The organism is Tardiphaga sp., assembly GCF_041424195.1.
GTDB lineage: Bacteria > Pseudomonadota > Alphaproteobacteria > Rhizobiales > Xanthobacteraceae > Tardiphaga.
In genome coordinates this window covers 198300-212595 of sequence record NZ_JBGMOE010000205.1, presented here as the reverse complement: position 1 = coordinate 212595, position 14296 = coordinate 198300, and the positions used below count along the sequence as shown (strand labels likewise).

Genomic DNA, 14296 nt, shown 5'->3' with positions numbered 1-14296 from the left:
CGAGGCCAGCTTGACGCCCTGTTTGGCAAGTTTGCGAAGATAAAACTCCTGGCCGAACGCATCGCGAAAGAAGCGACTATAGCTATGTACGGCGATAACATCGAATGCGTTGTCGCCGTCGCAGGCGCGCTCGATCATTTGCTGGAAAACCGGCCGCTTGTCGTCGGTCCCTGTCGCTCCTCCTTCGACAAACTCTGCGACGGCCTGATGGCCGTTGGTCTCGCACCACGCCAAAATTTGCGCCCGTTGGTCCGGAATCGACAGGTCGTGTTGCCGCTGTCGATCCGTTGAGACGCGCAGATAAAGCGCAACGCGAGTTCTATTGGTCCCAACGGAGGCTGTTGCGTTACGTTTACGATTGCTCATGAATTCTGTCACTTTCACGGGGTTCGGAGGAGTTTCGCAGCTCTATAGGCAGCCGCAAAGTCTTATTTTCCGGGCATAACCAGCCGATTCTTGTCCCGGCACGGCTTTCACGATTTGAGTTCGCATGAACTTCTTGGTTGGAGCGCTGCGCTATGGATCACCCCCGGCGCGAGGAGTCCTGCGAACACGAAGCAGGAGCCGCGCCAGCCACGCGCAGAGGCTGCGCTCAGTGGCGGCGTTGCGCCCAAAGAATACAAACTCCGGATTGGCGGCTGCCACCTCCATGGCCTCTCGCACGCGATTGGTCGCGGTTGCCCTCTCGACCAGCGCGGCAAGATCCGGATCGCTGATAACGAGCCTTACGGCGTCCAGCGATCTTGCCGTTGCCTGTCGATGCTGAATAAGGTCGATCGTTTCGTGAAGCTCGGGACGAGCGGCGACGCCGACAATCAGCGGGCGCAGCCGTTCGTTTGCCAGCAGCAATTCGATAGCCTGGTGCGACACCTCGTCTTTGATCGCGATTGCAGCGCCCCGCATAGTCGCACGCGAACGGTCGTTATTGGGAACGTCGAGGTTGATTTGACGTGTGCCGTCGTCGTGCTGCTTTTTTCGCTGCTTTTCTTTCCGAAGCGCTTCTTTCGACCGTTTCGTTCGGATGTATGCCACGGCCCGCTTCATCCCGCCGGCTTGCAGTTCGTCGTCAGTCAGAGGGCCGACGACATGATTCTGCTCTTGGGCAGCTTCGGTCTTGCCGCCAGCCGTGCCGGTGGATGTGTTGTCGTCGGGTTTCTCGCTGGTCTGGTCAGAAGGGCACATGGCGTGACTAGTCACGATCTAGGGCGGGAGGCCCCGATGGGCATCCCTGGATTGGAGGTGGCAGCGGGCGTCACGGCCCTATCGGAGGCGGCGTCCAGAAGCAGCTGGTCGATTAGATTGCCGAGGTGGGTTTCGATCACATCCAACTCTGGCCCGGTGACGGGAATCACCTCAGGCAGATCGTCGAGTACGCTCGGCTCATCGGTTGTGCCGCCCCCGATCGGGCCGCATTCGAGCTGAGCCAGGTTGGGCGCGTGAGGCTTGTCCCGCGGCCGCGCGGTGTTTCTTGCCCTAGCCACGGCCGTAGCTCCGTGACTGTTCGCGTTCCGGCGCGCGCGAGCGCGCGGCGAATTCCAGAGTGGGGTCGAGCGTGCAACTCTTGACCTGGACGCGAGACAGTCGGGCCGCGAGCCACGCCATGCGCGTTTCCTGACCGATGACCGCCCCGCGCCGTTCCGACAACGGCAGCTCTAGTTTAATGTGGGCATCACATCCCTGGCTGTTCAGGAAATGCTGCGTCTCGATTCGCGCACGGCTGGCCGCCACGTAGATGTCGTGCCGGTTCATTGCAGGATCGAGCAGGACGAATGCGCGATCCGTCGTCAGGCCCTGACTGCCGTGGACCGTGGTGGCATAGGCATGGCCGAGCCGGGCGCGGCCATGCTCATCGGCAAGATCAGACGGCCTGAAGGTGGCGAGCCGGTCACCGATGACAGCGCTGATGGTCGGGTTTGCGCCGTCCGCGCCGTCAATATGGGTGATGGTCGCGGTCGTGCCGTTGACGACGCCGAGCGCATCCTGACGCATCAGGAACCTGATGCGGTCCCCCATGGCTAAATTCAGGGGCTGGCCGTGCCCGGATGGCGTCACCGCGGAGATGGCGATCTCATCGCCCTGGATCTGGCGGGATGCCTTGCGTCGCGCGCGCACTTCCTCGTTGAGAGCACGAACCTGCGCATTGGTTTTGGCAATCAGGAGGGTAGCCGGATTCGAAACCACCTGCTGCGTGGCTGCCCAGGCATCGACCAATTGCCGGATGACCAGTTTTTCGCTCGCTGCGGTGATCAGCAGTCCACGTTCGGCGTATGCCTGAAGGCCCTCGGCCGCGCGCCCATTGGCGAAATCGGTAACGGCTTCGCGCGCCCACGCCTCATGCTGACGGACAATGCTATCGACTCTGGTCGGATCCGTGACGCTGGCGAGGATAGCAAGCCCCGGTCCGCTGCCCACGGCCTGGAGCTGCTTCCGATCGCCGACGAGGACTGTCTTTGCGCCGGCTTGCTCGACTTCGGCGAGCAGATCATGCATCTGGCGAGAGGAGAGAAGCCCGGCTTCATCGACGACCAGAACGGTGTTGCGGTCCAGGAACTGGCCACCCGCACGCGCGGACGCAATCCATGCGTCGGTTGCCTTGGCTTGGATACCGAGGTCGTCCTTGAGCTGGGTCGCGATCTTCCAAGCCGTCGCGGTCCCGATGACTCGCATGCCGGCGTTGCGATAGGCGGCAACCACGGGCGCCAGCATCGTCGTCTTGCCGGAACCGGCGGTGCCCTCAACGATAGCGATCGCGGCAGCACTTGTCGCGGCGTGTGCGGCGCGGGTCTGTTCATCGTTGAGGCCGTGGGCGCGGCACAACTCGGTCACGCGCTCTTCGGCGGGCGCGGAACGCCGCTCACGAAGCAGGCGCTCGGCGAGCGCAAGGAGATCCCGCTCAATTGCGATCTGTGCCGCGGTCGAATAGACCGGCTGCGAAAGTTTGTCGCGACCGAGCTCGACGACCAAGCCTGCCTCGACAAGGCCTTTAGCCTCGGCGTCGATACGCTCAGCGTTGGCGCCGGTGCCGACCAGCGCCGTCGCCACCGCTGCAAAGAGGTGCCGCGCCTCAAAGACACTTTCGTGTGCGGTCAACTGGTCCGGCAACGCCGCCATGCGCGCGGCGATGATCTTGTCGCGTTCTTTTGGGTCGGGCTCGCGATAGGTCTGCAACTCCGCGACGAAGCGCTCGATTTCAATGAACCGCGACGCCTCCTCCGCCCAAAGCGTGAACCGGTCGTTCGGACCCTGCTCCTGTTTTGAGGTGCGGGTACCCAACGCGACCGCCGCAGCCAGCACCGGTGCCTCCGATGTCGTAAGTCCCTCCGCGGCAAGGGCCGCTTCCACCTCGCGCCGCCTTGCCGAAAAGTGCTCCCGAAGGTCGCGGGGAACGCCGGCAATTTCGAAGATGCCGTTTTTGCCAATGCCCTCGATCGCAAAGCCGAGCTTCTGCAATTCGGTAGCGAGCGCGAGGTGGTAAGCGGCGCCGGCGGCCATTTTGTGAGAAAACAGGTGTCGGGCGTCCAAGGCACCGATCGTTCCATCGGCGCGAACGGCGCAATTCAAGATCACATTGTGCGTGTGCAAATTGGGGTCGGTAAATATCTTTCCGTCGTCGTGGGCGACAGGCCTGGCTTCGCCGTGCTGGAACGAGGCGACTGTGGTGGAGGCGGTCTCTAGATGAAGCCCGTTCCTCCCCCGTCGGCAAAACGCGGCATGACGATCGAGAAACGCAATCGTGGCTTCGCACGCCCGTTGCTGCGCCGTCTCGATCGCGCGACGCGTCTCATCGTCAGCCAGTGCAAAAATGATCGATACAGATTTTGGCGCCGACAGAGTGAGATCGATTCCAGCAATGCGCTTGGTCACGTCGCCTGAATTGGTCAGTAGCGGCTGACTGCTCTCATCAAGACCGGCATGCAGACGCTCGAATAGCGCGGTATCGACGGTGCTGCCATGGACGACGCCAAAATTATTCGTCGCCGAAATCCAGCGGCCCGCAGGCTCGCGCCCGCCGAGATAATATTCGGACTGCTTCGAGTAATACTGCGCCGTTGTTCCAGCTGCGATTGTTGCAACCACAGAAAGCCTCCATTCAAGGAGGCCATTTCAATCAGAGATAGGAGCGTCATGATTTGGAGTGCAAATTACGTTCTGGACGCAATTGCACACGCGATGGAAATCGAGTTCGAGCGATCACCTCAACTCGCGAGCGAACAAAGAGTGGATGCTTAGGGGCGGGGAGTTGCGATGCAATTTGCAGAACTGATTTGAAATCTGGTCGGCAATAACAGAATTGTTGATTGGCTGGGCGACTATCAAAAAGCGGATGGGCCGGACGATTTTCGCCCGACCCATCTTGTCCCGTCGACTGGCAATGACGTGAGCTACTCGAAGAAGCCGTCGTCAATCAGCACCCTCATCAATTTGGCGGCGCCGTTAATCCAGCCCGCGAACTCTTCAACGCTGTGGTCGGGGATAGCAACGGGCATGCTGCCGTCGAAGTCGAACCAAAAGGCTCGCTTCCAGACCTCTGTGGCACCGTCTCGGGTGCCACAGATCTTGACGAGAAGCTCGAACAGCTCCCCGCATGCGCGGGCCGAGGCATCCACGGTCGCCTCTTCGTTCTCCACAATGATCTCCCGCTCTGGAAGAAGGAGTCCAAGTCAAACTGGCGCCCGACATGGGTCACCCAGTCCTTCGGCTCCAATCGGCGGCTTTTACCGATCGCGATTATCAAAGCTGATTTCGAGGTGCCGTGATTTGGAGTGCAAAAAGGGCTTACCGAGAGCCGCGCAAGCGTCGGCGGACAAAGATTTGCTGGGAAATGAGGTTTGAGCATCGCGAATCCAAGACAAAAAAGGGCGGCATCTGGCGACGCCGCCCCAAAAATTGAGAGCGTGGCGTTGAGGCTAGATCGTCAGGGTGCCCCGCGCTCGAAATATTTCGGCACGCCGGCCCCAGAGAGCGTGATCGTGAGTCCTCAAATCGATCATTGGGCCAACAATCACGATTGCATCGCCGTCGCGTTCCAGGGCGATTGGATCGGTCGGATTGTCGTTCCAGCGGTAGCGGATTTCAAAGGCGTTGATATGGTCAGGAGCGTTGATTGCGATGTTCAATATTTCCCGCCAAATGGCGTCCGGAAATTGGGATCTCACCAGGCGCAAAGCCGACTGGCCATCCTTATCTGTCAATTCGGCGAGGTGATCTAACTCGTCCGTGACAACCTCCTGGATAAGTATCGCCATAGACTCGGTCAACGTGGCGTGATGCATACGCTTGAGCTTGCTGACCCAACCGGCAACTGCTTCAAGCGATCCGGAGGAGTAACTTTGGCGCAACGTGAGATCGTCCTGCCAGATTGTTTCGTCCTCCAATCCGATTCCGCCGGCCAGGATCGATCTTATGTCGTCGAGCACGCTGGCAAACGGTCGCGTTATGGCGGGGGCTACGTAATTGCCGCCGGCCCAAAGATCGTTTTGAACATGCTGGAGATGTTCGGTTGTATAGTCCCCTTTGGTCGCCCGCGCGTCCGGATGGCCCGCAAACAGCGCCGTCCCGCTTTTTACATACCCGGGCCGTTCGCGAAATTTCCACTCAGTCGCTTGAAGTCGGAGCAGAGCCAGGTTTTGCGTCGACCTCAGAATGAGCCCATCGATGTTGAAATCGTCTTCGAGACGCTCAGACCATGCTCTGATCTCCAAATCGGCGCGCCGTCTAATGGCACGACGAGTCGGTGCGTGGAATGAGGAAAACTGCGTCCGGCCAGCTTTCAATGCCCATTTCCAGGTGACGGGATCGGCCGGGAATGCGGTTTGCTTCCGATCGAAACTCCTCGGTGCCACCAGCAATCCCTCGAGATCACAGAGGACATTTCTTCCCCGTGTTTGATCGGCATTGTCCATTAAGCCGCAGATCGGCGTTAAGGCATCCCTGAAGGCGTTGCGGAATACCAAGTTGCGCTGCCGCTCCGGCGGAAGTTTGCGGCACGCGTCGATGATTGCTTCCACAATTACCGCGTTGACGACGAACGCATCCCACGCCTCCTGGCTGCGAATCGAACGGGCCGGAGGCCCACTCTCAAACCGCGGTGGTTCGATTTCAGCGACATAACCGTTTTGCTGAAAAACTCTGGTATGATACGCGCTGTAGATATGCATGCGGCCGTGCAAAGTCGCCGCGCTCACCGGGTCAAGACACCATCGGAGGTGCTCAGGAAATTGGCGTTGAACGCGCTCTAGCAACTCATCGCGTTCCGTGTCCGTCGGAAATCGGTCCGGATCGAAAAGCACACAATGAGTATAACCGGCATCCCAAGGCTGCAGGGGCGGAGGTTCGTCGAGATGAGCCGGAATATCGGGTCCATCATATTGATTGCCGTTTTCGTCGTTGTCGAAAGTTGCGGCAATTGCTCTTAACGGCGCCAGACCCATCTTTCCATCCATGTTTTCGAGGAACGTTCTCGTCCAAGGTGTTTCCTTTGACGTCAGAGCAGCTTCTCCAGTTTCCGGGCAAACACGGGTTCGGATCGAAATTGCGATCCGCCCGTCTGCATCTCTTGCGAGCCCGGAACCAAGAATCGAAGAAAAGCGCTCTGGACACCAAGATTAGATGAAAAAATTTGAGGGTACGTGAAAGCTCTCGCTTCAAAACGGGAGATAATTTTACGTCGAAGGTTGCTCAAATTGTAAATATTGCGCGCCGAGAAACGCTTGTTGGAAAACTGGTCATGTCGAGGCAGCGCTCTGTCGAGCGACCGAACTAATTGGCGATCAGCGAAAATGTCATCAAGCAATTCAATGTGTTTTTAAGCGGTCCGTGAGCTTATTGGCTCGGTCGTGCCCGTTCGCGTCGGGGACGAGCCCGCGCCAGTTGAGGCGCCACTCGACTTCGACATCGATGCCGCGATGGCAATCGAAAAAAATGGTGAGAGCGGAGCGTGCATTGATTGTTGAAGAAACGGACTACACAGCTTCCCTTTGAGCTCACGTGACCTCACTCGCGATGATGCGATTGCGAGAGTGTGGAGTGTAGGTTTTTGTTCAGGAGACAAAATGCGAGTTCTCGTTATTGATCCCTACAGGAACGATGTTTACGAAAAGGATATTCCGAATTCCTTGGAGGGTGTTCAGTCCGTTGTTCACGGTTGCATCCAATACGTGACCCAGTTTCCCAACCGAGACATTCTCTACGTAAACGATGAGGCCGAGGGTCGGTTTGACCCGCGTTTTGGGCTTGGCACGGGCGACACCCTTCCTGGCTTTGGTGTGGTGGTCGGAGCCTTAGGACCTGAAAACGATCAAGGTCCAGCGCTCTCGTCTCTCGACGAACTTCGATCGCGCGTTCAGTTTTTCATTCCGATCGTCGGCTTGGCGGACATCAAGTTTGAAGTAGGCAAGCCGACCAATCTTGCTGTGACGAGAAACGGAGCTGACGGCGGCTCAGTTATCCTGCTCGGTGGACATATCGAGCCGCAAGGCGTCATGATTGTCTATAAGTTGTCAAAACCAACGCTTGCGGAAACTGAGACGTTCAAAGCCGGCCTGGTGGAAGCCGGGGTTTCGCGGGACGGAATCGCGACGGTTTTGTCGTGGCGTTTCACGAGACCTTCCGACGGCAAGCAGATGTGGTTTGAGACCCCGTTTCATATGGGCCTTCAGGAAGCCGGCACAAGATATCTGGTGCCCCGTGAGACTCTCCGACATGGAAGATTGCTGACCCTCGTTCTTCAGGACGAGAACGCCGTTTGTCGCGCAATCCGGACGGGTACCCTCGCGCCCGAAGTTTCCCACGCCATGGAAGAGGCCGTCATCGAACAGGTCATCGATGCTGCCACTGATCCTGCGTTTCAGGCGACTTACGACGTTGCCCTGCAGCGTTACTTTGCTCGGACGCCCGATCCAAAGTCCGGCTTCGACACGGCTCCTGTCAAGGGGCCCGTTTTACCGGCTGGCCAAATGGGAGGCGCTGTAGCGTGGGTAGTCACCTAAACGCTTGAGACGAAATCTTCTCAGACGGCGAACACATCGAACATCGTCACGTACAAGAAAGCTTGGGGAGCGAGGGTCTTACCCTCGCTCCCCCGCGATCACCGCCTGTTGCAGGGCGAGGCCGCTCGCCCGCAGAGCGGGAAGCAATCCCATCATCGCGTTGCCTGTCAGCCACTCCGCGTGACTGCGCAGCCCAGCCCCGCGCGCCGGTAATCGCCCCCCTCACTCCCGCGCGCTCACGCGCCCCCGGAAGTCACGCCGGAGTCGTGCCTTCGGCGGTAACAGGGAAAAGGAGTGTGTGAGATGGGTACCAAAACAGTCGTGAATGTAGTTGCGAGCGGTTCGGAGGTTTTCGTGCCGCTGAGCAAGTTGAAGAAGTCACCGAAGAACGCCCGCAAGATGCCGCATGGCGAAGCCGCCATCGAGGCGTTGGCGGGGAGCATCGCGGCGAAGGGAATGCTGCAAAATCTTGTGGTCGAACCCGAGGTCGATGCCGAAGGCGTCGAAACCGGCTGCTATCTCGTCACCGTCGGCGAGGGGCGGCGTCTGGCGCAGTTGTTGCGCGCCAAACGCAAGCAGATCAAGAAATCGGAACCGATCCGCTGCGTTCTCGACACCGCGAACGATCCGCGAGAAATTAGCCTCGACGAAAATGTCACTCGCACGGACATGCATCCGGCGGACCAGTTCGAGGTGTTCACGTATCTCGCCGAAGAAAAGGGTTATGGCGCCGAAGAAATTGCGGCGCGCTTCGGTGTGACCGCGCATGTCGTGCGCCAGCGGCTGCGGCTTGGTTCGGTCTCACCGAACCTGATGCAAATCTATCGAGACGGCGGATTGACGTTGGAGCAGTTGATGGCGTTCGCGATTACCGAAGATCGCGAGCGACAGGAAGCTGCCTTTGAGCGTCTGAGCCACAACCGCGAGCCGTACGCGATCCGTCGGTTGTTGACGGAGGCCAACGCTCCCGCCCGAGATCGTCGTGCGCGCTTTGTCGGGTTAGAGGCCTATGAAGAGGCAGGCGGCACGATTTTGCGGGATTTATTCTCGGAAGATCAGGATGGATATTTGGAGGACGTTGCCCTTCTGGACCGGCTGACCAAGGAAAAGCTGGAGGGCATCGCCGTTGCTGTCGCGGAGACGGAGGGTTGGAAATGGGCAGAAGCCTTCATGGACTATCCCCATTCGCACGGGCTGCGGCGGACCTATCCCGACGCGGTCGAGCTATCGGACGAAGATGCGGCGGCGTATGAGGTGGCACAGGCGGCATTCGCTGCGCTTTCAGAACAATATGAGAGCGCGGAAGAACTGCCTGATGATGTCGATGAGCGGTTTGGTGAGCTTGAAACGGAGATCGAGCGGTTGGAGGCCAAACGCTCGGTCTACACCCCGGAAGTGGTCGCCCGATCCGGCGTGTTCGTGATCCTGAACCATGACGGATCGCTCAGGATCGAGCGCGGCTTTATTCACCACGAAGACGAACTGCCGAAGGATAGTAGCACCGATGAGGATGACGGCATGGCCGGGGAGGGTGACACCATCCATGGTAGCGAGGACGGTTGTCCTCATTCCGCCGACAAGGAGGACGAGGCGACGACAGGCAAGCTGTTGTCCGATACTCTCATTCGCGACCTGACAGCGCATCGGACGCTCGGTCTGCGGCTCGCCCTTGGCGAGCAGCCGGACATAGCCCTCATCGCCGTCATCCATGCGATGGTAGCGCAGACTTTCTTCCGGCAAGACGTGTCATGCCTCGATATCCGTCCCAACAGTGCCGGGCTCGCGGCGCATGCAGAGGGGATCGAGGACACGGAAGCGGCCAAGGCGCTGGCGGATCGTCATGACCGATGGGCGGCGCAGTTGCCGAAATCCCCGTCCGATCTCTGGGATTTCGTCGTGGCGCACGACCACGACAGCCGCATGGCGCTCTTTGCACATTGCGCTGCGCTCACGGCATTCGCGGTGAAAGTGCCTTGGGAAAAGAAGCCCCGCGCGTGGGCGACGGCGGACACCGTAGCGACCGTGGTGGGTCTCGACATGACCAAGCATTGGTCACCAACCGCTCGGAGTTACTTTGGGCGGGTAACCAAGGATGGCATCATATCAGCCGTTCGCGAGGCAGTCGGCGTCGAGGCAGCCGAGCGTATCGCCAGCATGAAGAAGGATGCGATGGCGGAAGCCGCCGAGCACCTTCTTGCCGGGACGGGTTGGCTTCCGACAGTGATGCGCACGTCGATAGCTGGGAGCATGCTGGACATTGAAACCAGTCAAAGTGATAGGACGTTGGCCAACGAAGGTGCCTACAGCATCGCAGCCGAATAGCTGGAAATTGCAAAATTGACCGCGCGCTTGCAGCGCGCGGTCAAACGTATTTCGCCCTGTTGGCGTTCTGGAGAGCCGTCCGTTTTCCGGACTTTCGACGCCGCTTTGCGTCATTGCCGCATGGACGCAAAGACCTCTCTTGCCCGCTTCAATTGTTGTCGCCGAATTCGATCATGCGCGAACCCGGTATTGGGTCGGATTTCAAAATCAAGATCGTCGATCGATCGCTTCGACATGTTGAACGATGCATTCAGCGTGTCGTAGCCGAGGTCATCGATATGCGTCTTGTACCTAAAGCCCATATGAACGGCGGCGGCGATCAGCATGCCATTGGCCACATATCGCGGTCCGAGTTTGCCGCCCTCGGGGTAGGTGCAGGCATAGTTCTCGGCGATGTGCTTCAGCCGATAGCTTCCGCTTCCTGACGTGACGGTCTTGGTCGGTTGGACGCGAGATAGCAGTGCCAGCGCCAACAGAAATTCCTCGGCTGCATGCAATTCCTGACATTCTTGTCGTCGTTCAACGAATTTTGCGTAACTTTGCTGAGGCGTCTCCCATGTTCTGTCCGGATTGCGTTGGGGCCGACCAAAACCGATGCCATGAATTGAAAGTCGCGGCATTTTGTCGAGGACGTCATTGATCGCGACTTGGGCGGCTGCGCGATAGAGATGGGCGGGATCGACCTCGAAGCCATGTTCGGTGAGATAGGCGGCAAAGCTCTCCCCGGAAACCGTCGCCATCAGTGGTTCCGGCGATTGTGCCGCCGCGCGCAGGGTAGCATAGGTCCTGAACCCAAGCCCGCGTCCCAAGGCTTCGACACGGTGCGAGGATTTTACGTCCGGCAAAACCTGGGTGAGACCGCCCTTGAGGGCGTCAAGGTGAGATCGTGTGACGGGGATCCGAAGCACAAACATGTGCATCCTCCTGAATGGGGCATTGCCGTTCGCCGATTACGCAGCAGCCCGCAGGATGAGATGCAGGGTTGTGATGGAATATCTTAAGGACGTTTGACCCGGCGACAGGTCGAAGGTGTCCGAAGCCCGCACTGAATCTACGGCTGAGTCGGGGGTTGTTGCAAGCTGATGTGATGCACCGGCGCATCATAATTGTGGGGTGTCCGGCTTGCCTGTCGGACGACGCGCGACGCCGGCATGCGGGTGTTGCTGAAAGTGCCGACCATGGGTGCGAGTCGTTCTCGTTGCCCCCGATCGTGTCATCGGACAGCGATCATAAATCGACGAGTCGGTCCACGAATCCGCAGCCGATGCGCAACTCCGGTCAGGCTGGCCTGATCGCCGGTGCCCCTCAGTCTCCGTCGCGGTGTCTTGTCTGAGCGTCGGCAAGTCCGATCTTTGACGGTACTCGCGCTCTCGTCTCGCCAGCATCCTGTCGCGATCATGAAGGTGTACCGTTCGCCATCATACGTCTGTTTGCCCGGATCGGTCACGCAGGTGTGCAGCCTCTGACGATGGACGGTATCGCCGAGACGTAAAGGGCCGAAGGCCCCGATCGTTTCCCTGCAACGGCGGCGTCTGGCTTTTTTCCCCGCCGCGCTGCGCTTGGCTCCTCGCGCAAGCCAAAAAAGCCAGCCTTCCGCCGTCCTCCGCTTTGCTTCGGCCGTCCCGGTGCAGGTCGATCGCCTCCCGGCGCAAGGACCGTCATCGAGGCCGCAATCACGCGAGCCCGAGCGCAAACAGGAGAATACATCATGGCGACCATCGGAACCTTCACCAAGAGCGACGACGGATTTGCAGGCGCAGTGAAAACGCTGAGCCTCAACGTGAAAGCCAAGTTCGTCCCGGCCGAGAAAGAGAGCGACAAGGCTCCCGACTATCGAATCCTCGCCGGTGCCGTCGAGTTTGGGGCTGCCTGGAAGAAGACCGCGCAGAACGGCCGCGGATATCTCTCGGTCCGACTCGACGATCCTTCATTTGCCGCGCCGATCTTCGCCAACATGATCGAAGGCGAAGACAAGAGCCACTCCCTGATCTGGTCGCGCCGCAGCGCCGACTGACCGCAGCACGGCGCGGTCGCTCGACGGCCGCGCCGGTCTCTTCAACCATCATTGAAAGCCACGCCGATGACCCAGAGCATCAGCACGAACCCGCGCGCCGATTTTTATCAGCGCATCACCGACACCATCATCCGCGACCTCGAACAGGGGGCACGTCCGTGGACCAAACCCTGGACCACGACATCACCGGCATCTAGCGCTATCCGGCCGTTGCGTCACGACGGCACGCCCTACCGCGGGATCAATGTTCTCCTTCTGTGGTCGGAAGCGTCCGATCACGGCTACACATCTTCGACCTGGATGACTTATCGCCAGGCGCAATCGCTCGGGGCACAGGTCCGAAAAGGTGAACGCGGCACCACCATCGTCTACGCCAAGCCGATCCAGCTTCACAACGAGGACGCCACGACTGATGAAGACAATACGCGAACCGTACCGCTTCTCAGGGCTTACACAGTCTTTAACGTCGACCAGATCGATGGGTTGTCCATCCAGTACATGCCCAATCCCGTTCCAGGGGCCGTGGCGATCGATGTCTCAGGTCGCGTTGACCGTGCCGACGCCTTCGTAACCGCGACAGGCGCGCACATCCAGCACAGGGGCAACCGAGCATGTTACGTTCCCTCGCTGGATCGCATCGAAATGCCAGCCTATCGGCAATTTCAGGATACGCCGGCGTCAACGGCCGCAGAGGGTTATTATGCCACCCTGTTACATGAGCTGATCCACTGGACATCGCCGGCACATCGTTGTGCCCGCGATCTCGGCAAACGCTTCGCCGATCACGCCTACGCACGCGAGGAACTCGTCGCCGAAATCGGCGCGGCGTTCCTGTGCGCCGATCTCAATATCACACTCGAACCGCGTCCCGATCACGCGGCCTACATTGCGACATGGCTGACCGTTCTGAAGTCCGACAAGCGTGCCATTTTCAACGCCGCCGCGCTCGCTCAACGAGCGGTCGACTGGCTGCACCACGGCGTCCGCGAAACATCAGACGAGACGACCATTTGATGTTCATCAACGACGTCCGATTCAGCCTCAGTTGTGGCCCTCGTCCTCACCAGCGAGGGCTGTCCCAGTGTTGTCGACCTCATAATCCTTCGGTACAGCAACGGGCTCTTCGCCCATCTGATGCCTCACATGAGGCGACCACCAGAAGACCCCGGTCTCCCGCTGCTTGAAGTGTCCTCTGACGAAGTGCTCTGCAACCTCGGTCTGAGTCCCCGGCGATGTCCCCACCGGAAGAGCTACCTGAAACCGGGCGACGTCAAACTGGATCGCGCGCAAATTGACGAGCGGCGGGCGGCCCTTTCTGGCGCGTTTCGCGTTGATACGTGCGTTATCCGCTCCGTCTGCGATCTCAAGGACCCGGGACGGGCTGTTGATGATGAGAAGCAAACTGAGAATGTCTGCCGCTGCGCGCTCAAGATAGGTCACGCCGGTTTGGGCGCTGGCGCTCTTTGCATCAGCGGGATCCTCCGCACTCCAACCCGAAGGCTCGACGCGGATACGACCGAACGTGGAGATGAACGGAGATCCTATCCTCTCTTTGATTCCTTTAACGTTCAGGTACTGGCGAAACGCAAAACCGCCCCGGTCCAGCGTCTCGCAAAGAAAGCCGATGTTACCGCCGCCGCCCGGTTGCGGCCATTCGATCCACGTGGTGGGAAACGGTAGCTGAGCTCTTGGGAGCAACACCAAAAGGGATTTGAATCCGGTTCTTTCCATGCGATCCACCGAGGCCATCACGGCTTCGTTGACTTGAAATCGGCCAGCAACGGGGATTAGTCGCTTCGCTTCCGCCGCGGCCGATGCAAATGGGCCTGCGTCGGCAGACTCAATTCGGTAGATTTCATGTGCGAGACTCATGGTCGACTCCATCGGCTAACAAGTAAAGGTTCTCGTTCCGCATCGTTTGAGAGTGGATTTGTCCGACATCCGGCCGGGCTCGAGCGCTCGTGGGATTGAT

The 14296-nt window shown here is 59.3% G+C and carries 11 protein-coding genes; 4 read left to right on the top strand and 7 right to left on the bottom strand.

The window, feature by feature from the left end; translation table 11 throughout:
* The 5 genes from ACEK02_RS28935 to ACEK02_RS28915 all read right to left on the bottom strand — a co-directional run.
* Positions 1 to 366 (bottom strand): recombinase family protein (locus ACEK02_RS28935; RefSeq protein ID WP_371424901.1); only part of this gene is annotated, 366 nt, incomplete at its 3' end.
* Positions 367 to 516: 150 nt separating this feature from the next.
* On the bottom strand, positions 517 to 1182 hold the full coding sequence (locus ACEK02_RS28930) for a hypothetical protein (RefSeq protein WP_371424900.1): 666 nt from the start codon (positions 1180 to 1182) through the stop codon (positions 517 to 519).
* 291 nt (positions 1183 to 1473) lie between these two features.
* Positions 1474 to 4077, bottom strand: a complete 2604-nt coding sequence (gene mobF / locus ACEK02_RS28925) for a MobF family relaxase (protein ID WP_371424899.1) — start codon at positions 4075 to 4077, stop codon at positions 1474 to 1476.
* Between the two features lie 305 nt (positions 4078 to 4382).
* Positions 4383 to 4628 carry a hypothetical protein gene (locus ACEK02_RS28920; protein ID WP_061979162.1) on the bottom strand — a complete coding sequence of 82 codons (246 nt, stop codon included), beginning with the start codon at positions 4626 to 4628 and terminating at the stop codon, positions 4383 to 4385.
* Positions 4629 to 4907: 279 nt separating this feature from the next.
* Complete coding sequence (locus tag ACEK02_RS28915) at positions 4908 to 6431, bottom strand: hypothetical protein (protein ID WP_152343636.1); 1524 nt, start codon at positions 6429 to 6431, stop codon at positions 4908 to 4910.
* Positions 6432 to 7052: 621 nt separating this feature from the next.
* On the opposite strand from ACEK02_RS28915, the gene ACEK02_RS28910 reads away from it, so the two are divergent.
* Together ACEK02_RS28910 and ACEK02_RS28905 are read left to right on the top strand one after the other, a co-directional pair.
* The gene (locus ACEK02_RS28910) at positions 7053 to 7988 is read left to right on the top strand and encodes a DUF3846 domain-containing protein (RefSeq protein ID WP_061979164.1); all 936 of its coding nucleotides are present in this window, start codon (positions 7053 to 7055) and stop codon (positions 7986 to 7988) included.
* 303 nt (positions 7989 to 8291) lie between these two features.
* The gene (locus ACEK02_RS28905) at positions 8292 to 10310 is read left to right on the top strand and encodes a ParB/RepB/Spo0J family partition protein (protein ID WP_371424898.1); all 2019 of its coding nucleotides are present in this window, start codon (positions 8292 to 8294) and stop codon (positions 10308 to 10310) included.
* A gap of 110 nt (positions 10311 to 10420) precedes the next feature.
* On the opposite strand, the gene ACEK02_RS28900 is transcribed toward ACEK02_RS28905, so the two are convergent.
* Entirely contained in the window at positions 10421 to 11224 is an 804-nt protein-coding gene (locus tag ACEK02_RS28900; protein WP_371424897.1) for a hypothetical protein, read from the bottom strand.
* Positions 11225 to 12018: 794 nt separating this feature from the next.
* Here ACEK02_RS28900 and ACEK02_RS28895 point away from each other — a divergent pair.
* Together ACEK02_RS28895 and ACEK02_RS28890 are read left to right on the top strand one after the other, a co-directional pair.
* The gene (locus ACEK02_RS28895; protein WP_371424896.1) at positions 12019 to 12324 is read left to right on the top strand and encodes a DUF736 domain-containing protein; all 306 of its coding nucleotides are present in this window, start codon (positions 12019 to 12021) and stop codon (positions 12322 to 12324) included.
* 66 nt (positions 12325 to 12390) lie between these two features.
* The gene (locus tag ACEK02_RS28890) at positions 12391 to 13338 is read left to right on the top strand and encodes an ArdC family protein (protein ID WP_371424895.1); all 948 of its coding nucleotides are present in this window, start codon (positions 12391 to 12393) and stop codon (positions 13336 to 13338) included.
* Between the two features lie 27 nt (positions 13339 to 13365).
* On the opposite strand, the gene ACEK02_RS28885 is transcribed toward ACEK02_RS28890, so the two are convergent.
* Positions 13366 to 14196 (bottom strand): hypothetical protein, encoded by an 831-nt coding sequence (locus ACEK02_RS28885; protein ID WP_152343860.1) that lies wholly within the window; start codon positions 14194 to 14196, stop codon positions 13366 to 13368.
* Between the last annotated feature and the right edge of the window lie 100 nt (positions 14197 to 14296).

What these genes read in the sequence shown, in the direction of transcription:
- ACEK02_RS28930 (WP_371424900.1), bottom strand. Translation starts at nt 1,182, where the DNA reads ATGTGCCCTTCTGACCAGACCAGCGAGAAACCCGACGACAACACATCC.
- ACEK02_RS28915 (WP_152343636.1), bottom strand. Translation starts at nt 6,431, where the DNA reads ATGGGTCTGGCGCCGTTAAGAGCAATTGCCGCAACTTTCGACAACGAC.
- ACEK02_RS28910 (WP_061979164.1), top strand. Translation starts at nt 7,053, where the DNA reads ATGCGAGTTCTCGTTATTGATCCCTACAGGAACGATGTTTACGAAAAG.
- ACEK02_RS28905 (WP_371424898.1), top strand. Translation starts at nt 8,292, where the DNA reads ATGGGTACCAAAACAGTCGTGAATGTAGTTGCGAGCGGTTCGGAGGTT.
- ACEK02_RS28900 (WP_371424897.1), bottom strand. Translation starts at nt 11,224, where the DNA reads ATGTTTGTGCTTCGGATCCCCGTCACACGATCTCACCTTGACGCCCTC.
- ACEK02_RS28895 (WP_371424896.1), top strand. Translation starts at nt 12,019, where the DNA reads ATGGCGACCATCGGAACCTTCACCAAGAGCGACGACGGATTTGCAGGC.
- ACEK02_RS28890 (WP_371424895.1), top strand. Translation starts at nt 12,391, where the DNA reads ATGACCCAGAGCATCAGCACGAACCCGCGCGCCGATTTTTATCAGCGC.
- ACEK02_RS28885 (WP_152343860.1), bottom strand. Translation starts at nt 14,196, where the DNA reads ATGAGTCTCGCACATGAAATCTACCGAATTGAGTCTGCCGACGCAGGC.